This is a genomic window from Jatrophihabitans lederbergiae, assembly GCF_031845305.1.
GTDB classification, from domain to species: Bacteria; Actinomycetota; Actinomycetes; order Mycobacteriales; family Jatrophihabitantaceae; genus Jatrophihabitans_A; species Jatrophihabitans_A lederbergiae.
This window is the reverse complement of the sequence record NZ_JAVREH010000010.1, coordinates 1-19,936: the sequence shown is the minus strand read 5'-3', so window position 1 is coordinate 19,936 and position 19,936 is coordinate 1. Positions and strand designations below refer to the sequence as shown.

The 19,936-nt window shown below is 68.0% G+C and carries 22 protein-coding genes, 1 tRNA gene and 1 pseudogene; 16 read left to right on the top strand and 8 right to left on the bottom strand.

All coding sequences use genetic code 11. The annotated features are described in order from the left end of the window. Positions 1 to 13: 13 nt before the first annotated feature. Both RM423_RS10085 and RM423_RS10080 read right to left on the bottom strand, forming a co-directional pair. On the bottom strand, positions 14 to 1,297 hold the full coding sequence (locus RM423_RS10085; protein WP_311422897.1) for a magnesium transporter MgtE N-terminal domain-containing protein: 1,284 nt from the start codon (positions 1,295 to 1,297) through the stop codon (positions 14 to 16). 77 nt (positions 1,298 to 1,374) lie between these two features. Then, on the bottom strand, positions 1,375 to 2,547 hold the full coding sequence (locus RM423_RS10080; RefSeq protein WP_311422896.1) for an MFS transporter: 1,173 nt from the start codon (positions 2,545 to 2,547) through the stop codon (positions 1,375 to 1,377). Positions 2,548 to 2,684: 137 nt separating this feature from the next. On the opposite strand from RM423_RS10080, the gene RM423_RS10075 reads away from it, so the two are divergent. Beyond that, the gene (locus tag RM423_RS10075; protein WP_311422895.1) at positions 2,685 to 4,013 is read left to right on the top strand and encodes an aspartate aminotransferase family protein; all 1,329 of its coding nucleotides are present in this window, start codon (positions 2,685 to 2,687) and stop codon (positions 4,011 to 4,013) included. A 48-nt stretch (positions 4,014 to 4,061) separates the two neighbouring features. On the opposite strand, the gene RM423_RS10070 is transcribed toward RM423_RS10075, so the two are convergent. Further along, a complete protein-coding gene (locus RM423_RS10070; protein ID WP_311422894.1) occupies positions 4,062 to 4,796 on the bottom strand; it encodes a hypothetical protein in 735 nt (244 codons plus the stop codon). Positions 4,797 to 4,898: 102 nt separating this feature from the next. Here RM423_RS10070 and RM423_RS10065 point away from each other — a divergent pair, with 102 nt between their 5' ends. Next, positions 4,899 to 5,759 (top strand): undecaprenyl-diphosphate phosphatase, encoded by an 861-nt coding sequence (locus tag RM423_RS10065; protein ID WP_396327671.1) that lies wholly within the window; start codon positions 4,899 to 4,901, stop codon positions 5,757 to 5,759. 79 nt (positions 5,760 to 5,838) lie between these two features. After that, positions 5,839 to 6,003, top strand: coding sequence for a hypothetical protein (locus tag RM423_RS10060; RefSeq protein ID WP_311422892.1), 165 nt, complete (start codon positions 5,839 to 5,841; stop codon positions 6,001 to 6,003). A gap of 115 nt (positions 6,004 to 6,118) precedes the next feature. Here the strand turns inward: RM423_RS10060 and RM423_RS10055 are convergent, their stop codons facing one another. Both RM423_RS10055 and RM423_RS10050 read right to left on the bottom strand, forming a co-directional pair. Beyond that, on the bottom strand, positions 6,119 to 6,643 hold the full coding sequence (locus RM423_RS10055) for a DoxX family protein (RefSeq protein WP_311422891.1): 525 nt from the start codon (positions 6,641 to 6,643) through the stop codon (positions 6,119 to 6,121). A gap of 96 nt (positions 6,644 to 6,739) precedes the next feature. Beyond that, positions 6,740 to 7,708 (bottom strand): NAD(P)/FAD-dependent oxidoreductase, encoded by a 969-nt coding sequence (locus RM423_RS10050; protein WP_311422890.1) that lies wholly within the window; start codon positions 7,706 to 7,708, stop codon positions 6,740 to 6,742. Positions 7,709 to 7,778: 70 nt separating this feature from the next. Between RM423_RS10050 and RM423_RS10045 the strand changes: the two genes are divergently transcribed. From RM423_RS10045 to RM423_RS10030, 4 genes are all read left to right on the top strand, one after another. Beyond that, positions 7,779 to 8,192 carry a YchJ family protein gene (locus tag RM423_RS10045; protein WP_311422889.1) on the top strand — a complete coding sequence of 138 codons (414 nt, stop codon included), beginning with the start codon at positions 7,779 to 7,781 and terminating at the stop codon, positions 8,190 to 8,192. 4 nt (positions 8,193 to 8,196) lie between these two features. After that, positions 8,197 to 8,640 carry a VOC family protein gene (locus tag RM423_RS10040; protein ID WP_311422888.1) on the top strand — a complete coding sequence of 148 codons (444 nt, stop codon included), beginning with the start codon at positions 8,197 to 8,199 and terminating at the stop codon, positions 8,638 to 8,640. A gap of 76 nt (positions 8,641 to 8,716) precedes the next feature. Beyond that, positions 8,717 to 9,130 carry a hypothetical protein gene (locus RM423_RS10035; RefSeq protein WP_311422887.1) on the top strand — a complete coding sequence of 138 codons (414 nt, stop codon included), beginning with the start codon at positions 8,717 to 8,719 and terminating at the stop codon, positions 9,128 to 9,130. Further along, on the top strand, positions 9,127 to 9,456 hold the full coding sequence (locus RM423_RS10030) for a DUF3817 domain-containing protein (protein ID WP_311422886.1): 330 nt from the start codon (positions 9,127 to 9,129) through the stop codon (positions 9,454 to 9,456). Before RM423_RS10035 ends, RM423_RS10030 begins: the two co-directional genes overlap by 4 nt. A 25-nt stretch (positions 9,457 to 9,481) precedes the next feature. Here RM423_RS10030 and RM423_RS10025 read toward each other — a convergent pair whose 3' ends face one another. Further along, positions 9,482 to 10,030, bottom strand: coding sequence for a sigma-70 family RNA polymerase sigma factor (locus RM423_RS10025; RefSeq protein ID WP_311422885.1), 549 nt, complete (start codon positions 10,028 to 10,030; stop codon positions 9,482 to 9,484). Between the two features lie 123 nt (positions 10,031 to 10,153). Between RM423_RS10025 and RM423_RS10020 the strand changes: the two genes are divergently transcribed. The 5 genes from RM423_RS10020 to RM423_RS10000 are packed head-to-tail and all read left to right on the top strand — an operon-like array spanning position 10,154 to position 15,157. Continuing rightward, positions 10,154 to 10,837 (top strand): hypothetical protein, encoded by a 684-nt coding sequence (locus RM423_RS10020; RefSeq protein WP_311422884.1) that lies wholly within the window; start codon positions 10,154 to 10,156, stop codon positions 10,835 to 10,837. Then, positions 10,834 to 12,573, top strand: coding sequence for a copper resistance CopC/CopD family protein (locus RM423_RS10015; RefSeq protein ID WP_311422883.1), 1,740 nt, complete (start codon positions 10,834 to 10,836; stop codon positions 12,571 to 12,573). The genes RM423_RS10020 and RM423_RS10015 overlap by 4 nt, the downstream gene beginning before the upstream one ends. 49 nt (positions 12,574 to 12,622) lie before the next feature. Beyond that, positions 12,623 to 13,123, top strand: a complete 501-nt coding sequence (locus RM423_RS10010) for a copper chaperone PCu(A)C (RefSeq protein ID WP_311422882.1) — start codon at positions 12,623 to 12,625, stop codon at positions 13,121 to 13,123. Next, positions 13,120 to 13,758 (top strand): SCO family protein, encoded by a 639-nt coding sequence (locus RM423_RS10005; RefSeq protein WP_311422881.1) that lies wholly within the window; start codon positions 13,120 to 13,122, stop codon positions 13,756 to 13,758. Before RM423_RS10010 ends, RM423_RS10005 begins: the two co-directional genes overlap by 4 nt. 13 nt (positions 13,759 to 13,771) lie before the next feature. After that, positions 13,772 to 15,157, top strand: coding sequence for a MauE/DoxX family redox-associated membrane protein (locus RM423_RS10000; RefSeq protein WP_311422880.1), 1,386 nt, complete (start codon positions 13,772 to 13,774; stop codon positions 15,155 to 15,157). Between the two features lie 127 nt (positions 15,158 to 15,284). On the opposite strand, the gene RM423_RS09995 is transcribed toward RM423_RS10000, so the two are convergent. After that, on the bottom strand, positions 15,285 to 15,560 hold the full coding sequence (locus RM423_RS09995; protein ID WP_311422879.1) for an HU family DNA-binding protein: 276 nt from the start codon (positions 15,558 to 15,560) through the stop codon (positions 15,285 to 15,287). A 240-nt stretch (positions 15,561 to 15,800) separates the two neighbouring features. On the opposite strand from RM423_RS09995, the gene RM423_RS09990 reads away from it, so the two are divergent. From RM423_RS09990 to RM423_RS09980, 4 genes are all read left to right on the top strand, one after another. Beyond that, a tRNA-Ala gene (locus RM423_RS09990) sits at positions 15,801 to 15,873 on the top strand. A gap of 390 nt (positions 15,874 to 16,263) precedes the next feature. Beyond that, positions 16,264 to 16,875: a DUF6869 domain-containing protein gene (locus RM423_RS25570; RefSeq protein WP_396327670.1), complete on the top strand. Its 612-nt coding sequence runs from the start codon at positions 16,264 to 16,266 to the stop codon at positions 16,873 to 16,875. Between the two features lie 22 nt (positions 16,876 to 16,897). Further along, positions 16,898 to 18,097 carry a Fic family protein gene (locus tag RM423_RS09985; protein ID WP_311422878.1) on the top strand — a complete coding sequence of 400 codons (1,200 nt, stop codon included), beginning with the start codon at positions 16,898 to 16,900 and terminating at the stop codon, positions 18,095 to 18,097. A gap of 410 nt (positions 18,098 to 18,507) precedes the next feature. Further along, positions 18,508 to 19,797 (top strand): ATP-binding protein, encoded by a 1,290-nt coding sequence (locus RM423_RS09980; protein WP_311422877.1) that lies wholly within the window; start codon positions 18,508 to 18,510, stop codon positions 19,795 to 19,797. Here RM423_RS09980 and RM423_RS25565 read toward each other — a convergent pair. Further along, positions 19,777 to 19,936: pseudogene (locus tag RM423_RS25565) on the bottom strand (IS630 family transposase); the annotation flags it as partial. The gene RM423_RS09980 and the pseudogene RM423_RS25565 sit on opposite strands and share 21 nt — an antisense overlap.

Below are 19,936 nucleotides of genomic sequence, written 5' to 3'. Positions count from 1 at the left end.
CTGCGATGCTCACTCACTCGGCTCTCCGGCGGGTGATGGCGGCGTCCGCCGGAAGCTCGTCCCGGTCCCGCCAGTCCTCGGGCAGCAGGTGGTCGATCACATCGTCCACGCTGACCGCGCCGAGCAGCCGGTCGTTGTCGTCCACCACCGGCACCGCGACCAGGTTGTAGGTCGCCAGATGCCGGGTGACCTCTTGCAGCGTCGAGGACGGCACCAGCGGGTCGATCCCGTCGTCCAGAACACCTGAGACCAGCGAGGACGGCGGCTCGCGCAGCAGCCGTTGGAAGTGCGCCACCCCCAGGTAGCGCCCGGTCGGAGTGGCCTGCGGCGGCCGGACGACATACACCTGCGCCGCGAGCGCGGGGCTGAGGTCGGGGTTGCGCAACCGCGCCAGCGCCTCGGCGACGGTCGCGTCCGGCAGCAGCACCACCGGCTCGGAGGTCATCATGCCGCCGGCGGTGTACTCGCCGTAGGTCATCAGCCGCCGGACCGGAGCCGCCTCTTCGGGCTCCATGAACTCCAGCAGCCGCTCCTGGTCACCGGTCGGCAACTCGCGCAGCAGGTCGGCGGCGTCGTCATCGTTCATCTTCTCCAGGACGTCGGCCGCACGCTCGTCGGTCAGCCCGGTGATGATGTTGATCTGGTCCTCTTCGGGCAGCTCCTCCATCACGTCGGCGAGCCGCTCGTCGTTCAGGGCCTCGGCGACCTCTTGCTGGCGCTTGTCCGGCATTCCCTGCAACTGCGCGGCGAGGTCGGCGGGGCGCAGGCCGGCCAGCACGGCGAGCAGCGACTCCGCGCCCTGGCCGTTCTCGGTGGCCGACAGGCCGTCCACCTCGTTCCAGTCCATCTGGTTGAGGACCGCGCGGCGCCGGCCGAGCTTGCCAGGGGTGGGCGAGCGGACCGCCAGCCGGGTGATCACCCAGTCGCGGGTCCGGCTCTGCTCCATCGCGGCGTCGACCACGACCAGCCGGGCACCGTCCTCGATGCGGACCACGGTCCGGTCGAGCACCTCGCCCAGCACCAGCAGCTCGTTCTGCCGCTGCTCGAAGCGCTTGATGTTCACGCTGCCGGTGGTGAGCACGACCGCGTCCGGCTCGATCCGGGTGACCCGTCCCATCGGCACGAAGATCCGGCGCCGATGCTGTACCTCGACCACCAGCCCCAGGATTCGCGGAGGCAGCCTGCCCACTCGCAGCGTGGCCACGGCGTCGCGAACTCGCCCGAGCTGGTCGCCGTTGGGGTCGAACACTCCGAGGCCTGCCAGCCGGGCGATGAAGACGCGCGTCCCGGTACTCACCGGGCAAGCTTAGTGGGCGTGAGGTCGAGGCCGCGCACCTGATGGTGGTCAACGCTGCCCGGCCGAAGGATGCCGGCTCAGGCCGCCGGGGTCAGTGCCTCGCGCGCCACCCGGGCCGTCATCCGGACCGCCACCACCCCGAGCACCCCGGCGAGCGCGGCGAACGTCGGCAGCACCCACAGGGCGACGTGCACGGACGTGGCGCTGGCCAGCGGCCCGAGCGAGGCGGGGCCGAGCAGGAAGCCCAGATAGCTGAAGCTGGCTACCACGGCGATCTTCGGACCGGCCGCGCCCGGGCCGTCCGCGGCGGTGGAGAAGAACACCGGCACCAGCACCGACAGGCCCAGGCCGAGGCAGGCGAAGCCGAGGGATGAGCCGATCACGGTGTTGTTGACGAGCCCCGCCGCCATGCCGACCGAGCCGATCGCGGCCAGCACGGTGATGCTGCGGCTTCGTCCCAGCCGTAGCACGAGCTTGTCGCCGATCAGCCGGCCCACCGTCATCATGATCGTGAAGGCACCGAAGGCGAATCCGGCGTGGCCGGGGGACACGTGCAGGTCATCGCGCAGGTACACCGGAGACCAGTCACCGGCGCTGCCCTCGGCCAACAGCGCGCAGACCCCGGCAAGGCCGAGCAGCACTAACCGCAGCTCGAAGGTCTTGCGGCCCTCGGCGTACTCCTCGGCGCGGTGGTCGGCGATGAAGTTGCGGACGAAGGTTCCGGTGATCAGCGCCAGCACCACCGCCAGCACCGCCTGCTGCCGGACCAGCGACACGTTCAGCCCCGCGCCAACGCTGCCGACGACCGTGCCGAGCACCGTTCCCACGCTCCAGAACGCATGGAAGCTCGACATGATGGGACGTCCGTAGCTGGTCTCGATCTGCACCGCCTGGGCGTTCATCGCCACATCCAGGCCGCCGGTCACCATGCCCCACGCCATCAGCGCCAGAAACAGCTCGGGCAGGTTCGCGGCAAGACCGGGGCCCGCGATCACCAGGAACGACACGAAGGTCATCACGGCGGTGACCGGACCGCTGCCCCAGCGCGTCGTGGCGCGCGAGACCAGCGGCATCGCGATCACCGATCCGACGGCAGGGCCGAGCAGCGCCAGCCCCAGTGAGGCGTCCGACAGTCCGAGGTGGTGCTTCACCTCGGGGATATGCGGAACCCAGGCCGCGATCAGAAAGCCGTTGAAGGCGAACGTCAGCGCGGTCGCGGCCCGGGCGGATCGCAACTTCGGATCTGTCACGCCGGGACTGCCTCCTTGACGCCGCATCCGTGCGACTCTCTACGATCGGCTCACTGTGGCTCGGCCTTTGAGGCTCGCGCTTCGCACGCTCGATGGTCACAAACCTATAAGCACCCACCGGCAGACGGGAAACCACCATGGCAGCCGAGAGCACCTACGAACTCGACCGCGAGTACGTATTCCACTCCTGGAGTGCGCAGGCCGCCCTGAAGCCCCTGGTCATCGCCTCGGCCGCCGGGTCCTACGTCACCGACGATGCCGGCAACCGGCTGCTCGACCTGAGCTCCCAGCTCGTCAACACCAACATCGGCCACCAGCATTCGAAGGTCGTCGCCGGCATCAAGGCCCAGGCCGACCTGCTGTGCACCGTCGCGCCCCAGCACGCCAACGCCGCGCGTGGCGAGGCCGCCCGGCTGATCATCGAGCGCTCACCGGACAACATGCGCAAGGTGTTCTTCACCAACGCCGGTGCCGAGGCGGTCGAGTACGCCGTCCGGATGGCCAAGCAGCACACCGGACGCAACAAGGTGCTCGCGACGTACCGCAGCTACCACGGCGGCACCCAGACGGCGGTGAACCTGACCGGTGACACCCGGCGGTGGCCGAACGACCTGGGCACCAGCGGCGTGGTGCACTTCTTCGGCCCATTCCTGTACCGGTCGGCCTTTCACGCCAGCACCGAGGCCGAGGAATGCGAGCGGGCGCTGGAGCACCTGGAGCAGGTGATCAGCTTCGAGGGTCCCGCCACCATCGCCGCGATCATTCTCGAGACCATTCCTGGAACCGCCGGGATCATGCCGCCGCCGCCGGGCTACCTGGCCGGTGTCCGCGAGCTGTGCGACCGGTTCGGCCTCGTCTACATCGCCGACGAGGTCATGTGCGGCTTCGGCCGGACCGGAAAGTGGTTCGCCTTCGAGCACTACGACGTCACCCCCGACCTGATCACCTTCGCCAAGGGCGTGAACTCCGGTTACGTCCCGCTGGGCGGCGTCATCATCTCGGACGAGATCTGCCGGACGTTCGCCGAGCGGGCGTTCCCGGGTGGGCTGACGTACTCCGGCCACCCGCTGGCCTGCGCCGCCGCGGTGGCCAGCATGAACGCCATGACGGACGAGGGGATCATCGAGAACGCCGCCCGGATCGGTGAGACGGTGCTCGGCCCCGGTCTGCGCGAACTCGCCGAACGGCACCCGATCATCGGCGAGGTCCGCGGCGTCGGGGTCTTCTGGGCGCTGGACCTGGTCAAGGACCGTGCCACCAGGGAGCCGCTGGCGCCCTACGGCGGGACGTCAGTGGCGATGGGCGAGCTGGTCGGCGCGCTCAAGGCCAACGGCGTGCTGCCGTTCACGAACTATCACCGGCTGCACGTGGTGCCACCGTGCACCATCACCGACGACGAGATGCGCGAGGGCCTGGCCGCGATCGACAAGGCGCTGACCGCCATCGGGCAGCACTACGAGGGCTGAGCGGTCAGCCGGTTTCGGTCGGGCTCGAGCCGCCCGGGGTCCGGCCTGTCAGGACCCCGGCAGGATGTTGACCGCGCGGGCGGCGATGAGCGCGACCGTCACCAGCGAGATCGCGGACTGCGCCATGAACAGCGCCTTCGCCCAGCGCGACAGCGGCAGGGTATCCGTCGGCGAAAACGCGGTGGAGTTGGTGTACGACATGAACAGGTAGTCCATGAAGATCGGCTCCCAGTTCGCCGCCAGCTTGTCGTCCGTCATCTGCGGAAACAGGAAGTCGGGTATCTCGGCGTCGCCGCGAGCACGGCTGGCCGGGCCGCCGCGGTCGTACTCCCAGTACCAGAGCGCGAACACCATGGCGTTGGTGAACCAGATCTCTGCGCCACCCAGCAGCAGCTCGGTGGCCGGGATCTTCCCGCCGGAAGTGATCTGATGGATCAGCAGCACCACCGAGATCACGTTGGTCACGGCGACGAAGGCCAGCAGCGCCTGGCTGGCGGCGCGAACACCCTTGGTGCGTTTGGACATCCGCTCCGGATGGGTCACCACCAGCGCCACCAGCGCCGCGAACTCGATGGCCTGCAGCAGGAACCGCGGATGGATGGTGAACCGCTGCGGAAGCAGTGACTGCAGCACCACCACCAGCAGGATGGACAGCGCCACCCACCAGCGCTGCTCGCCCTCGGTGCGCCGTCGCCAGGCCGGAGACCTGTCCGTGCTGGAATGCAAGCCGGTGGCCACGCCGGTGAGAGGGCCCTGAGCCGGAGTAGGGCGTTCGTCGGTCACCTCCGGCATTCTCCACCCGCCGGATCACACGATTAGGGAGGGCACGCAGTGTCTGTCGCACAGCACCATCTGAGTTGGCTCGAGGCGGGGGTTGTGGGGGCGATGCAAGGGGTCGCCGAGCTGTTCCCCATTTCGAGCCTGGGCCACAGCGTGTTGTTACCAGCCGTGATCGGTGGCTCGTGGGCTCGCGACCTGAATGTGTCCACGCCCGAGTCGCCGTACCTGGCGTTCATCGTCGGCTTGCACGTCGCGACCGCCATCGCGTTGATCATCTATTTCTGGCGGGACTGGGTCCGGGTGGTCCGCGGCCTCGTCACCTCGATCGCGCGGCGCGAGGTGCGCGACGCCGACCAGCGGCTGGCCTGGCTGCTGGTGCTCGGCACCATCCCGGTGGGTCTGGTCGGCTTGGTGGGCGAGCACTGGTTCCGGACGACCCTGGCCAAGCCGGTGCCGACGGCGATCTTCCTCATCGTCAACGGCCTGGTGCTGTTCGTCGCCGAGCAACTGCGCCGCTCCGATCCCAGCACGGACGTCGAGTACGTGGACGAGCGCGTCACCGGGCCGGAGTCCGACGTCAGGCTGGCGAAGCAGTCCACCGGCCAGGCGGTGCTGATCGGCTCGGCGCAGATCCTCGCGCTCGCCCCGGGCATCTCGCGTTCCGGCGTGACGATGGTCGCGGGCATGGCGCGGGGCCTGAACCGTGAGGACGCCGCCCGGTTCTCGTTCCTGCTCGCCACCCCGGTCATCCTGGCGGCCGGCGCGCTCAAGCTGGGGGACCTCACCGGTCCGCTCGGCGCCGGCATCCGGCCCCAGGTGATCTTCGGCGCGGTGCTGTCCGGAGTGGGGGCATACCTGTCGGTACGGTTCCTGACCCGTTACCTCGCCGGACGGTCACTGCGTCCGTTCGGGATCTACTGCATGGTCGCCGGCGCGGCCAGCCTCGCCTGGTTCGCCATCCGCTAGCCGGGTCCTGGTATGCCGGCCGTGGAGCTGAGTAGCGTCGGAATCAGTCAGCGAAGTGATCCACGAACAGGAGGCAGATGTGACTGATCCACAGGTTCCCGACGATCTGGCGGAGCGCGCCCGCGAGCGGGTCGATGAGATGCCGGCCGAGTCCGTCACCGGTGAGCGTGACCCGCAGGGCGGCGGCCAGGGCGACCCGGCGGACTACAAGAACGTCCAGAACGACAACGACGCCCAGAACTGACGTTAAGTCCGGCGTTCGGACGGCTTTGCCGTCCGGGCGTGCGAAAGCCGGCGCATCATCCGCGCAGAGCGGTCGGTGCGCCGGCTTCATTCTGTGTGGCGACGGTTCAGACGGTTCAGACGGGAAGCTTCTCGCGCACCGTGTGACCGGCCGACAGCAGCGCAAGCTCGGTGTCGCGGCGCAGCCCGGTGGCCGTGTGCGAGACGATCGCGGGAGCGCGCCGCGCCCACCAGCCCAAGGACGGGCGGCCCTCGGTGTCGACGGCGGCAAGTAGCAGGCCACCCAGCATGCCGGCGTTCTTGAAGAAGTGCAGGCGCTGCTGGGTCCGCTGGGCCGGGTCGCGCTCTTGCCAGAACGGGTGGCCGGCGGCCGTGGTCGGGATGATGCTGGCGACGAGGACCGTGGCGGACAGCCGTGGCACCCGGCCGATGGCCAGCAGACTCCCGGCCACCACCTTGACGGCGGCATCGATCTTGACGACCTGCTCGGTGTTGGACAGTTGCGGAACCCGGTCGACCAGGGGCGCCAGCACGCGGTCGGCGGCGGCCACCCTGGACGCGGGTTTGCGCAGGGTGTCGATGCCACCGGAGATGAAGGTGGCTGCGAGCAGTGGACGGGCGATCCTGCGGACTAGAGACATAGGGCCATCATGCCAAGGTGCTCCGATAATTGTCAGGTCCGAAGATCGTCGATACCGGGCAGGCTCCCGTGGCCAGGCGACAGCGGACCGGGTGAGTCAGCCGTAGCGGGCAACCAGGGCCGTCCCCAGAGCGATGCCGGACAGGTACGCGGCCTCGACCCGCGGCTTGTCCGACCAGCCGTCGCCGCACGCGCCGATGCCGTCGTCGGTGAGCAGGTACCGCTCGGACCGGGTGCCGGTCGGACGGGCATACGTCCAGCGCTGCAGCTGCGTCCAGGTTGGCTCGTCCCGGATGCTCAGGATCCGGCGCAGGGCCCGGAGCATCGGCGCCGTTGCCTGCTCCGGCTCGTGGAGGTGGGCCGCCGCGGTGGCGGGTGTCGAGTGGGCGACCAGCACCGGCGCCCCGTCACCACGCCGCCGGCCGTCGTCGGCGATCCAGGACAGCTGGTCGTCGCCGTTGACGAACAGGCCGTCCAGATTGTCGTCCCAGCCGCGGGATGGCCACGCCGCGGTCAGCGCGAGGACGGGCTCGAACCCGGCGCTGAGCGCGGCGGCCTCGACGGTCAGGTCCGGGTGCAGCAGCCGGCGTCCCTGTGGATCGGGCATGGCGAGCACGGCCGCGAGCACCGGGTCACCGTCCACGGTCGGGCCTGGCCCGACCCCGGACACCAGCACCTGCCGCACATCTAGGCCTTCGGCAAGGTTCTCGACGAGCGAGCGCAGTCCGCGGCTGCCGGCCCACCGCATCGGCCCGGTGCTGGCGCGCAGTGCTGCGCCCCCACCAGCGGAGCCGGCTTCGTACACGCCCAAGGTGTCCGTCCACGGACGAGCCAGGCCCCGCTCCACCCAGTCCCGTACCACGGCGTCGAAGGCCGGGTCGGCGACGGTGAAGTACGACGCCCCGACGTCCACCGGGCGGCCGTGGTCGGTCCGCACCGCCATCCGGCCGCCGAGATGACGGCCGCGGTCGAGCACCACCACGTCCATCCCCGCGTCGGCTAGCGTCCGGGCGCAGGCGATTCCCGAGATGCCGGCACCGATAACCGCGACCTGAGTTGCTTCCATCCGCTCAGCGTGCCACCCACCGCCGACATTTCATCCGCACGCGGACCGCATCCGCACGCACAATGGCTGGATGGCACAGCGCACCACACAGCCCGGCCCGTGCCCGTGCGCCTCCGGTCAGCCGTACGGGGCGTGCTGTGGCCGCTACCACCGGGGCGACGCTTCCCCACCCACCGCGGAGGCGCTGCTGCGGGCGCGGTTCAGTGCCTTCGCGCTCGGCGATGTGGCCTTCCTGCGTCGCACCTGGCACCGCAGCACGCGGCCCGCGATGCTGGAACTCGACCGCGGCCAGCACTGGACCCGGCTGGAGATCCTCGGCCGCACCGGCGGCGCCCTGTTCGACGCCGAGGGCACCGTCGACTTCCGGGCTCACTACCGGATCAACAGTCTGGACGGTGCGCAGTCGGAGAACAGTGCGTTCGTCCGCGACGGCGGCGAGTGGCGGTACCGGGGACGCGCGCCGCGGGGACCAGTGGCACGCTAGGGCTATGCCCATCGCCACGCACACCTACGCACACGTCCGCCTGACCGTCACCGACATCGAGCGCTCGCGAGCCTTCTACGACGCGGTCTTCGGCCTGCCGGTGGCCTTCGAGGTGCCAGCCGACGCCGACGAGGCGACCCGGCAGCAGCTGTCCTTTCTGTACGGCGGTGTCATCTACAAGCTCGGCGACTCACTGTTCGGCCTGCGTCCGGTGGCCTCCGACACCTTCGACGAGAACCGGGTCGGGCTGGACCACCTGAGCTTCGCGGTCAGCTCGGTGGACGAGTTGCACAACACCGCCCGGGCGCTGGACGAACTCGGCGCGCGGCACGGGGATGTCAAGGACATCGGCGCCGGCTACATCCTGGAGTTCCGCGATCCCGACGGCATCGCGCTGGAACTGTTCACCCCGAAGCCGGCCCCCGAGGACGACGTCACCACGGTCTGAGCGGTCACTGATCAACCGCTGTGCGGGCGCTGCCGGTGGCTGACGCGCGCATAGCGCCACGACGTACCGTGATGGCGTGTCCGAGCGTCCGAGCAAGCTGCGACTGCTGCACCCGAAGTGGCTGCTGCTGCACGTCGTCGTGATCGCGGTCTGCTGCGCGATGGTCTGGCTCGGCCGGTGGCAGTGGCACGCCGCGATCCGGCACCACGGCGAGCTGCGCAACTATGCCTATGCGCTGCAGTGGTGGGCGTTCGTGATCTTCACGCTGGTGATGTGGGTGCGGGTCGTGGGGGACTTCCTGCGCGGCGGTGAGCCCCGCGAGAAGACCGTCCAGCCGGCCCCCACCGGAAACTATGTCGCCTACCGACAGGCGGCCTCGGCACCGACCGTCGAGACCGACCCGGAGCGCCAGCGGCTCAACGCCTACCTTGCACAACTGAACACCGCGGACGCTCAGTTGAACACCGCCGACCGAGAGGCTGCTGAGTGACCAGCACTGTCCAGAAGGGGCTGTCCGGCGCCTTCCTGCGCTACCGCATCCTCGCCTTCACCACCGGCGTCCTGCTGATCCTGCTGGTCTTCGTCGCCGTCCCGCTCAAGTATTTCGCGCACAATGACGGTCCCGTCGGGCTGATCGGCACCGCGCACGGCTTCCTGTTCATGGTGTACCTGCTGACCGCTCTCGACCTCGGTATCCGGCTGCGCTGGCCGTGGCTGAAGCTCGGCTTGATCATGATCGCCGGCACGGTTCCGTTCGCGTCGTTCTTCGCCGAGCGGCGGGCGCACCAGGACGTCCAGGCCCGCGGCGCCGCCTGAGCTGTCCGGGCTCAAAGCCAGAAAGTCAGCCGAGCTTGCGGTTGGAGCGGCTACCGTCGCCCAGGCCGGTGACCAGGGCATCACGGGCCCGCGCGACCCGCGAGCGGATGGTGCCGACCGGGCAACCGATGACGTCGGCAGCCTCGGGGTAGGACAGGCCCAGGATCTGGGTCAGGACGAAGGCCTCGCGGAACGGGGCGTCCACCGAGTCCAGTAGCAGCCGCAGACTGACCGTGTCGGCCGGGTCGGACCCGCGCTCGCGCGGCTCGATCTCGGCCATCGGGCTGACCGGCTTGCGGCTGCGGATGGCGTCCGCGCAGACCCGCCGGGCGATGGACAGCAGCCAGGTACGGGCCGAGGACCGGCCGGCGAAGCGGTGCAGCGACGCGAAGGCGCGGGCGAAGGTTTCCTGGGTCAGGTCCTCGGCGTCGCGCCGGCTGCCCAGGTGCGCGCAGAGCCGCCACACATCCGACTGCGAACCCCGGACGAAGCGAGCGGCGGCGTCGGTGTCCCCGGCGCGAGCCTGCAGCGCCGCGAGCGTGAGGTCGTCGAACTCCGGTTCCTGAGTCTGCACCGCTGCCTCCCTCTTCCTCGAGTTGTTCGTCCTGCTGCCCTGTTCGGTTTGGCGAGTGCCAAGCTGTACGGCGCACGGTGACCCGGCGCACATGCCCGGAACCGAAACGCCATCGCAGCCGACTTGACTGGCATGACCTGTGACGGCTACCGCGAGGCGGCCTCCGGGCGACTGGACGGCGAGCCGATCGGCATGTCCGCGTCCGCGCTGGACGCCCACCTGGCTTCGTGCACCCAGTGTGCCGGATGGCTGCAGACCGCCATTCGCGCCGGTCGGGGGCTGCGGATCACCGGCGTGACGCCGCCGGACCTCAGCGAGGCGATCCTGCAGCGTGTCGTGCTGCCCGCGACCCGGCTGAGCCGCCGCCGGTGGCGGGTGCGGATCGCGCTGGCGGGTGTCGGCCTCGTGCAGTGGGCGCTGGCCATGCCGGCCTTGTTCGGGGACAACGTGGCCATGCGCGGCGCGATGGCGATGGGCGCGCACGCCGCGCACGAGAGCGCCGCGTGGAACCTGGCCATGGGCGCGTCCTTCCTCGCGGTGGCGGTGAAGCCGGTACGCGCCATCGGGACGCTGCCGATCCTGGCCACCTTCGTCGGGGTACTTGCCCTGCTGAGCATTCCCGACGTGCTGTCCGGCGCGGTCGAGGGCGCCCGGCTGGCCAGCCACGCCGGAATCGTCGTCGGCCTGGTGCTGGTCGCGCTGATGTCGCGCTCCGAGCGGCTGCCCGGCCCGGCTGAGGACGCGGGCATCGACAAACGCGGGCCGCGGTGGATCAGCCGGCCGCGACGGCACCGCGGTGCCGCGTGAACCGGGCCGCGCGGCTACTGCTGTCGCTGGCGGGGCTGCTGTCCGTCCTGCTGTTCCTGGCTCCGCAGGCCTCCGCCCACGCCGTGGTGGTCAGCTCCGATCCGGCGGACGGCGCCAGGCTGGCCAAGGCCCCGGCCACGGTGACGCTGCGCTTCGACGAGGCCGTCGGCCTGGACCTGGGCTACCTGCGGATCGTCGACGGCACCGGTCGACGGGTCGATGCGGGCACCGCCAGCCATCCGCGGGGCGACCCCACCTCGGTTTCGGTGGCGCTCAAGTCCAGTCTCGGGGACGGGACGTACCTGGCGAGCTACCGGGTCACCTCGGCGGACTCGCATCCGGTTGCGGGCTCGTTGCGGTTCGTGGTCGGCAACGGCGCCCTGGCGATCGGCGCTGCCGCGTCCGGCTCCGCTCCGGTCAACAGCGGAATCTCATCCGCACTGGCGGTCAGCCACTGGCTCAGCTTCACCGGAGTCGGCCTGCTCGGCGGCAGCTGGCTGATCTTCACGCTCTGGCCGTCCGGACAGCGGCGAAGCTCGATCCGGCGGCTGGTGTGGTCCGGCTGGACGCTGGCCGTCCTCGGGGCGGTGGGGGAGTTCCTGCTGCAGGGCCCGTACGCGGCCGGCAGCGGCTTCGGATCGCTGCTGCACACGGGACTGCTGGACGACACGCTGCACGTCAACGCCGGGCAGCTGCTGTCGCTGCGGCTGGTGCTGCTCGGGTTGCTCGGCGCGGCGCTCACCGCGCTGTTGGCTCCGAACCTGCGCCGCCGGCTCAGCTGGGCGCCGGAAGCCGCCGCCATCGTGGTGGTCGGCATCGTCGTCACGTTCGCGGCGTCCGGGCACTCGCAGTCGGAGAACCCGCGCTGGCTGGCGGTGCTGGTCGATTCACTGCACCTGGTGGCCATGATCGTCTGGCTCGGGGGACTGGTGACGCTGCTGGTGGCGGCCCTGACCCGGCTGCGGCCGGCTGCGGTAGACGACGATGAAGCGGATTTCGCCGAGTCGGAGCGGGAGTCCGACACCGCCGAGCTGGCGGCCGGGCTGCCGATCTTCTCGCGGATCGCGATGGGCTGTGTGGCGACGCTGGCGGTGACCGGCACCATCCAGGCCTGGCGCGAGATCGGCACCCTGGACGCGATCACCACCACCCGGTACGGCCAGCTGGTGCTGTTCAAGGTGGTGCTCTTCGCGGGCCTGGTGGTGCTGGGGTACTTCGCGCGCAACGCCGTCCAGAACCGTCCGGTGCGGTCTAGGCCGACTCAAGCGGAATCCAAGCAGGTACGGCCCGAGCGGAGCACGCTCGGACGGCTCCGCCGGACGCTGCTCACCGAGGTCACCATCGGTGCGGTGGTGCTGGGGGCGACCGCGGTGCTCATCTCGCAGCCGCCCGGCAAGGTGGCCCTCGCCGCGCAGCGGAGCAAGCCGCAGCACGTCACGGTGGCGCTGACGTCGTCCTCGCGGGCGATGGTCGAAGTGAGTCCCGCCGCCCACGGCAATGTCGGGTTCGCGGTTCAGGTGATCGGCGGCACGAAGCCGACCAGCGTGACGGCGACGGCGAGCGTGCCGTCCAAGGAGCTCGGCCCAATCCCGATTCCGCTGCACGCGGACGGGTCGCTGGACTACACCGCCTCGGGGGTGCTGCTGCCGGTTGCGGGCAGCTGGCAGGTCACGCTTACCGTCCAGACCTCGGAGTTCGACTCGACCACCGCCGTCGCCACCCTGAAGGTGTCGTGACAGAGCCCGCTCACAGCGCTAACAATCAGCAGTTGGGATACTTGATTCCGTGATCCGTCCCCCGATGTCACTTATCGCCGCCGGGCTCGTGGCGCTCGTCGGCGCCGCCGGCCTGGTCCGCGGGGCCCTGCCACAAGCCACTCCGGCCAGCGCCTCCCCGGCGGGTGCCCCGATGGTGGTGAGCGGCGCCTACGTCCGCGAGCCGGCCAATGGCATCAACGCCGCCGCATACTTCACCGTGTACAACACCACGGCCGACGCCGACGTCCTGACGACCGTCAACTCGGGGGCCGGTGCCGAGACCACCCTGCACGCCGAGACGGACGGTTCGATGAGCGCCAGCGCGGCAGGGCTGACCATTCCGGCGCACGGCAGCGTCACGCTGTCACCGGGGAAGGGGCACGCCATGATCGAGAAGCTGTACGGCGCCCTCAAGCCGGGCCAGACGGTGAACCTGCAGCTCGACTTCGCCAAGGCCGGTGAGATGCTGGTGACGGCTCCGGTGATCGCCATCAGCGCTCCGGCTCCGACGGCGGGAGCGCCGAAATGACCAAACGCCTTCTCACCGGCTTGGCCGCCGCGATGCTCGTGGTGACCGGCTGCTCAGGAACCAGCGCCCAGCCGGCCCCGTCGGCGACCCGGAGTGAGCTGAACGACCACACTGACCCGACGTACTCCGGGCTCCGTCTGACGCCGCCTCAGCCCCGTCCCCAGTTCACGCTCACCGACGAGGCCGGCAAGCCGTTCAAGTTCGGCAGCGTGACCGCGGGCAAGCCGACGCTGCTGTACTTCGGCTACACCAACTGCCCGGACGTCTGCCCCACCACGCTCGCCGATATCGCCACCGCGCTGCGCCGGGTGCCGGCGAACGTGCGGACCGCGACGCAGGTGGTGTTCGTGACGACCGACGTGAAGCACGACACCGGGCCGGTGCTCAAGAGCTACCTGAGCAAGTTCGACGCGGGGCTGGGAAACAAGTTCGTCGGCCTGACCGGGACACAGTCCGAAATCGACGCCGCGCAGGCTGCCGCACATGTGACACTTGCCCAGGATGAGGGGCAGACCCACTCCGCGCAGGTGTTGCTCTACGGTTCCGACGACTACGCGCGGGTGGCTTTCCTGCAAAGCAATGACGAGGCCGGTCAGGTCGTGCATGACCTGCCGCTGGTCGCTGGCATCAAGTGAGGGGTTCGTATCAGTGAGGTTCGCAGCCTTATCGGCTCACCGTGAACGGCTCGGCTGGGCCGGTCTGATCGTCCGGGTGGTGCTCGCGGCGGTGTGGTTCTGGGCGTCGCTGTCCAAGATCGGTGACCCCCGGACGTTCGTGCAGGCGGTCCGGGCGTACGACGCGACACCGGAGTGGCTCAGCCAGGCGATCGGGTACGGCCTGCCGGTGCTCGAGCTGGTACTGGCCATCCTGCTGCTGATCGGGCTGATCACCCGGTACGCGGCCGCGGTGAGCGCGTTGCTGTTCGTGGTGTTCCTGGTGGGCATCGCCCAGGCGGCGGCTCGCGGCATCAAGATCGAGTGCGGTTGCTTCGGCGGCGGCGGCCAGTCCAGCGCCACCAGCTACACCCTGGACATCCTGCGCGACCTGGCGCTGCTTGCGCTGGCGGCGTTCCTGATCCGGTGGCCGCTGACGAAGTGGTCGGTGGACCAGGCGATCATCTCGTCCGAGATGGTGCCGGAGCTGACGCCCAAGCAGGCCAAGCTGGAGAAGAATGTCCGGCGCTACCGGGCCGCCCGCGCCGCTGCCGAGGTGGAGCTGCGGCACAAGCAGCGCTACATCGCAGCAGGCACCGCGGTGGCCGTGGTGCTGGTCAGCTTTGTCGCCATCGGCGTGCAGGGCAGCCGCGCCAAGATCGCCCCGAACGTCGATACCGCGAATGCCACCACGGCGACGGGCGTGAAGGTCGGCAACCAGCAGGCGCCGGTGCCGGTCGACGTGTACGAGGACTTCCAGTGCCCGATCTGCAACGACCTGGAGCAGAGCGGCCTGACCAAGGACCTCGATGCCAAGGTCAAGGCCACCACGATCAAGGTCAACTACCACGTGATGTCGTTCCTGGACTCGCTGTCCAATGGGAACAAGTACTCGTCCCGGGCCGCGAACGCCGGCTACTGCGCGGCCGACCAGAGTCCGGCGGACTTTCAGAAGTTCCACGACATCCTGTACGGCAAGACGTCGGGCAAGAACAACCAGCCGGCCGAGAACGGCAACGGCGTGCCGGACTCGCAGCTGATCGCCTGGGGCAAGCAGGCGGGCATCACCAGCGCGGACTTCTCGACGTGCGTGACCAGCAACCAGCACAAGGACCTGGTGGCCGGGGTGACCGACGCCGCGTCCAAGAAGGGCGTCAACGGGACGCCGACGGTGTTCGTGGCCGGGACCAAGCTCGGTGGCACGAACGATGCCGTGACGGTGGCTCAGGTTGACAACGCGATCCAGACGGCGCTGTCGAAGGCCAAGTCCACCGCGGCGCCGTCGCCCACCGCGTCCCCTTCGGCTACCAGCCGGGCTGGGACGAGCTCGTCGCCGAGCGCTGCGGTTTCCCCGTCTGCTTCTGGTTCTACCAAGAAGTAGCGCTTTTCGTAGGCAGAAGGGCCGGTTCCCCAAGCGGGGAACCGGCCCTTCTCTTTGCTCTGTGCTTGTTTCTCGCTTGGCTTGTGTTGCGGGTCGTGCTGGTGTGGCTGTGCTGGTGGGGCCTGGCTTACTTGTTGGCGGCATCCTTGAGGGCGCTGCCGGCGGTGAACTTGACGGTGTTGGCAGCGGCGATCTGGATGGTGTCGCCGGTGGCGGGGTTGCGGCCTTCGCGGGCGGCTCGCTGGCCGACCGAGACGGCGAAGAAGCCGGGGACGCTGACCTTGTCACCCTTGGCGACGGCGTCCTCGAGGGTGGCCTGCAGGCTGCGCAGCACCGCGTCCACGGTCTTCTGCTCCAGGTCGGCGTGCTCGGCGACCGCGGTCACCAGTTCCTTGCGGTTCACGGATGTCTCCTTAAGTGTTGTCCTCGCCGCTCCACGGGGGCCTGCGGTTGGCGCGAAACCTCGGCGGCTCGCTTCAAGTATGGCCGAGGACACTGTAAGTCAGGAAATTCGGGGGGTCTCGGCGTGTTGGATGCTCCTTGTGCGCCCGTCTCGCTGGTGCGCCAGGGGCTGGTTCGGAGGGGGTTCCGAGGTTTGTGTAAACTCATCACGGCTCGCTGGAAACGGGGAGTTGATCGGTTAGGGGCTGTGGCGCAGCTGGTAGCGCACCACACTGGCAGTGTGGGGGTCAGGGGTTCGAATCCCCTCAGCTCCACCCATCTTTACAGGGCTAGAGGCACTTGGCCCTCCGTCCGAAATCCGCGTGGCAGCCACTTCGGTAGCCAGTTGGCGCGGGTGGCGTCATCCGACTGTTGAGCAGCGCGTAGTTCAGCATGAGCGAGTCTCGGGGTGACCGCTCCTATCTGACCCGCAAGTGAGCTTCAGAGCTGCTCTAAGCAACCGAAAGTCAAGATCATTACTTAGCGCATCCGTGGGCCGGTGCTACCGGAGCTACTTCTGATCCCAGTTAGGTCGGTTCCTGCCTCCAACTTCCGTTGCATGTGGCCCAGGAACATCCAAGTCTGGGACCTCAGATTTGGATCGAGCCGCGGTACCTACCCCCAGCGTCGGAGCAGGGCCTTCACGTGATCTCTAGGCTGGCGGCATGTTCGGGTCCGAGGCCAGCTTCCGTCCGGATGGCTCGTGCGGCGTGGCAGACGTGGTCGAGGGGACGGAAGTCAGCTGGCCTAGCGTGGCTGCCTGGGCGGCGGACTGGTTCAGTGAGTGGCGGGCCGGTGAGCACGGTGGGGCATGTGAATTCATTCAGGTCGCCTGCGTCGATGCCGTTCAGGGTGTGGTAGACGCTTTGATCGTGTTGGCCGAGACCGCCGGTGGCGATGCGGAGTTGCTCGGCTGGGTCGGGGTGGGGCCGTTGGAGGATCTTGTCTCGCACTCGGGCAACGGTCTTGATGTTCTGGCGGAGGTGGATCGGGCTGCGCGACAGAATTCGGCCTTCCGGACCGCGTTGGCCAACGTTTGGCTGAGCGCAGATGCTCCGCTAGCGGTTCGGAGCGGTTCGGAGCCGTCTTGCGGAACTCGGTGCTCAGGTCCTCACCCAGGGCTGACATCGCGGCCCGGTCAACTGGTCCGCTTCGGCCGGGAACCGGTTCTGCTATCCGCCGTTGGTCTTATCGGAACCCGCGTTCTGATCGGATGCTTGCGGGCCCGACGATCGGCGGTCCGTATACGTGGCCGACGTATAATTTCATTTACTTAGCTTCTGAGCGTACTGTTAACGGATGGTTTCAGCACCGTGGCCGGCCATTGGAACGGAAGCGCGGGCCTGGCAGTCGACGATCTCGCCGGGGTTGGTGTCCAACCGGGTGCGGCAGCGGCACTCCGGGCCGTATCGGGCGGCAGTCGTCTCAGAGATCGCTGACCAGACGCTTGCGCTTCCAACTTCCGTCGCGGCGCTGGCCGAAGATGCCTCGGTCGAGATCGCCCGGTTCGACGCGGAGTTGGGTGCGGAGGTGGCGCCATTCGCCTCGGTGTTGCTGCGGTCGGAGTCGGCATCGTCCTCGAAGATCGAGAACCTGACGTCAGGTGCGAAGTCGATCGCGCTGGCCGAGCTCGGAAGCAAGGACAAACGCAACGCGACCGAGATCGTCGGCAACGTCGCCGCGATGGTCGCCGCGATGGTCGCCGCGCTCGCGCTCGCCGACCGCCTCGACGAAGACGCCATTCTGGCCATGCATGAGGCCCTGCTGGTGGACGTCCAGCCCGAGATCGCCGGCCGATGGCGCGAGGAACAGGTATGGATCGGCGGCGACTCGTTCGGACCGCACGGAGCTGCGTTCATACCGCCTCATCACGACCACGTGCCTGCCTTGATGGCTGACCTGGTCAATTTCACCCGGCGCGCGGACCTGCCGTTGCTCAGCCAAGCCGCGATCGCTCACGCCCAGTTCGAGACGATCCATCCCTTCCCTGACGGCAACGGCCGCACCGGCCGGGCGCTCATCCATGCGATGCTGCGCGGTCACGGACTGACCAGGAACGTCACCGTGCCGGTGTCAGCAGGCTTGCTGACTGACACCAACGGGTACTTCGACTCCTTGACCGCCTACCGCCAAGGCGACCCATCCGCGATTGTCGAGAAGTTGGCGAACGCTGCCTTCGCGGCGGCGGCCAACGGTCGCCAGCTGGTGCTCGACCTCAGAGAGATCCGGCAACGTTGGGAAGACACGATCAAGGCCCGGCGAGGAGCGACGGCCTGGAAGCTGGCTGACGTCCTGATCCGCCAACCAGTCATCGACACACCGACTGTGGCGCGCGAACTTGCCGTCACCCCCCAAAACGCGCTGCGCGCCGTCGCGCCACTCGTAGAGGTGGGCATCTTGGAGGAGTTCACCGGCTTCGCCCGCAACCGGATGTGGCAGTCGCGGGACGTGCTCGACGCACTTGACGATTTCGCAGCACGGGCCGGTCGTCGAGGATGAATACACCCTCGAGCGACGCCGAACGCCGACTCTGCGCGGCGTTACTGATCCTCGGGCGGTAGATATGCGTAATCGAACACCGATATACGATCTCGAGCCGGCGCGCTGCACTCGACTCGCGCCCGCAAAATGTCTATGCCGTTCAATGTGAACCATCGGAGGTGGACGGAACCATGTGCCGACTCCTGGCTCAGGGTCGGCACACGCGCGCTCACAATCGATTCGGCACTTAGTGCTGCGTTTTTATGCCCAGACTCGGCCGGCTGTCCCTGCAGCCGAGACAGCCGCTGCCGCGTCAGGCATCCGCTCTCACGTCCGCCGACCGACTATCGCCGTTTGGGGTTGAGGCTCACGCTATTGTTCGCGAGGGGGCCCGCTCCGAAGCTGGTCCAGCACAGGAGGGCAGCAGCATGACTGAGCAGCGAAGCATCCCGATGAGCCGAGCACGGCTCTACGTCCTCATAGACTCGTTCGAGCGTGACATCAGGCAAATCCTCGCCCGATACGTCGTCTCCGAGATAGGAGAATCTGGCACTCTCGGCGAGAAGGTGGCTAAGTGCGACCAGCGAAGAGCCGAGGACGCGGCGGCTTCAGAGTCGAGTTCATTGGTAGATTACCTCGATCTCCGTGAGGCCTACGACCTTCTAAATGCGCACCGTGGTCTTCTTCCAGAAGAACTAGGCAAGGAAGCGAGAGAGCTCACGCCAAATCTGGACCGGGTTGTGGCAATCCGCAAGCGTGTGATGCATGCCCGTCCGCTTGCCGAAGGAGACAGCGACGCCGCAATCTCCTTGCTCACCTCCTTTCGAACGAGGTGGTGGGCCGAGACGCAGCGAACGATTGGTCAATTGGACACGGATCCCTCGTGGGAACCATTGGTTGAGATTCGCGAAAGGAACGCTCATACGCTACACAATCTGCCACTTCCCGAATATGACGAGACGGGACTAGTCGGCCGGTCGAAGGAGGTGGGCGAGCTCGTAGCCCTTCTAAAGCGACGTCGAGAGCCTGTTATCACAGTCACGGGAGAAGGTGGCATTGGTAAGACGGCACTCGCAATTCAAGTCGCGTTCGATCTCGTGGACGATATCGACAGACCGTTCGACGCAGTCCTTTGGACATCACTGAAGAGTGAACGCTTAACAGCCAATGGAGTTCGCGAGATCGCTGACGCCGCTCGCGATTTGGCCGGCGCGATGCGACCGCTTGGTGCGACATTCGACTCCAACTTCGTCGGCACGGTCGAAGAACTCGCGCAAGTCCTGAATGGTCTCAAGGTATTAGTGGTCTTCGACAACCTCGAGAGTCTGGGCGGCGCGGAGTTTTCTACCCTCTATAACGCACTGCCCGACGACGTGGCTTACCTTGTGACCAGTCGGCTTGGCATAGGTGAGTTCGAGCGGCGATATCCGCTCAATGCGCTCAGCGAACGCGACAGTATTCACCTACTCAATGATCTGGCACGATCGCGCAGAATTGAACATCTGCAACGGGTATCAATGGATACACGTCGGATCGTAGTCGAGAAGCTAAGGTACAGCCCGCTCGCCATCCGATGGTTCGTCCTTGCTACCGAGGCTGGGCGTGACCCTCTGCAATTGATAAAGGATCAAGGCGAACTCCTCGAGTTCTGTGTTCGCTCTGTGTTCGACGCCCTTTCTGGGGAAGCCCAAGCAGTCCTAGTGTCGCGTGAACGATGATCTTTGACCGCTGGTTGCTTTGGTGAGGATTTCGTCGGCGGTCTTGGTCCAGGTGAACGGCTGGCAGCGTTCGTTCCAGGCGTCGATGTAAGTCTCGATTGCGGCGATGAGGTCCTTGACGCTGGTGAAGGTGCCGCGG

Bases quoted from the DNA above. Each gene is read 5' to 3' on its own strand.
- RM423_RS10075 (WP_311422895.1), top strand. From the start codon at position 2,685: ATGGCAGCCGAGAGCACCTACGAACTCGACCGCGAGTACGTATTCCAC.
- RM423_RS10065 (WP_396327671.1), top strand. From the start codon at position 4,899: ATGCAAGGGGTCGCCGAGCTGTTCCCCATTTCGAGCCTGGGCCACAGC.
- RM423_RS10055 (WP_311422891.1), bottom strand. From the start codon at position 6,643: ATGTCTCTAGTCCGCAGGATCGCCCGTCCACTGCTCGCAGCCACCTTC.
- RM423_RS10050 (WP_311422890.1), bottom strand. From the start codon at position 7,708: ATGGAAGCAACTCAGGTCGCGGTTATCGGTGCCGGCATCTCGGGAATC.
- RM423_RS10045 (WP_311422889.1), top strand. From the start codon at position 7,779: ATGGCACAGCGCACCACACAGCCCGGCCCGTGCCCGTGCGCCTCCGGT.
- RM423_RS10040 (WP_311422888.1), top strand. From the start codon at position 8,197: ATGCCCATCGCCACGCACACCTACGCACACGTCCGCCTGACCGTCACC.
- RM423_RS10005 (WP_311422881.1), top strand. From the start codon at position 13,120: ATGACCAAACGCCTTCTCACCGGCTTGGCCGCCGCGATGCTCGTGGTG.
- RM423_RS25570 (WP_396327670.1), top strand. From the start codon at position 16,264: ATGTTCGGGTCCGAGGCCAGCTTCCGTCCGGATGGCTCGTGCGGCGTG.
- RM423_RS09985 (WP_311422878.1), top strand. From the start codon at position 16,898: ATGGTTTCAGCACCGTGGCCGGCCATTGGAACGGAAGCGCGGGCCTGG.
- RM423_RS09980 (WP_311422877.1), top strand. From the start codon at position 18,508: ATGACTGAGCAGCGAAGCATCCCGATGAGCCGAGCACGGCTCTACGTC.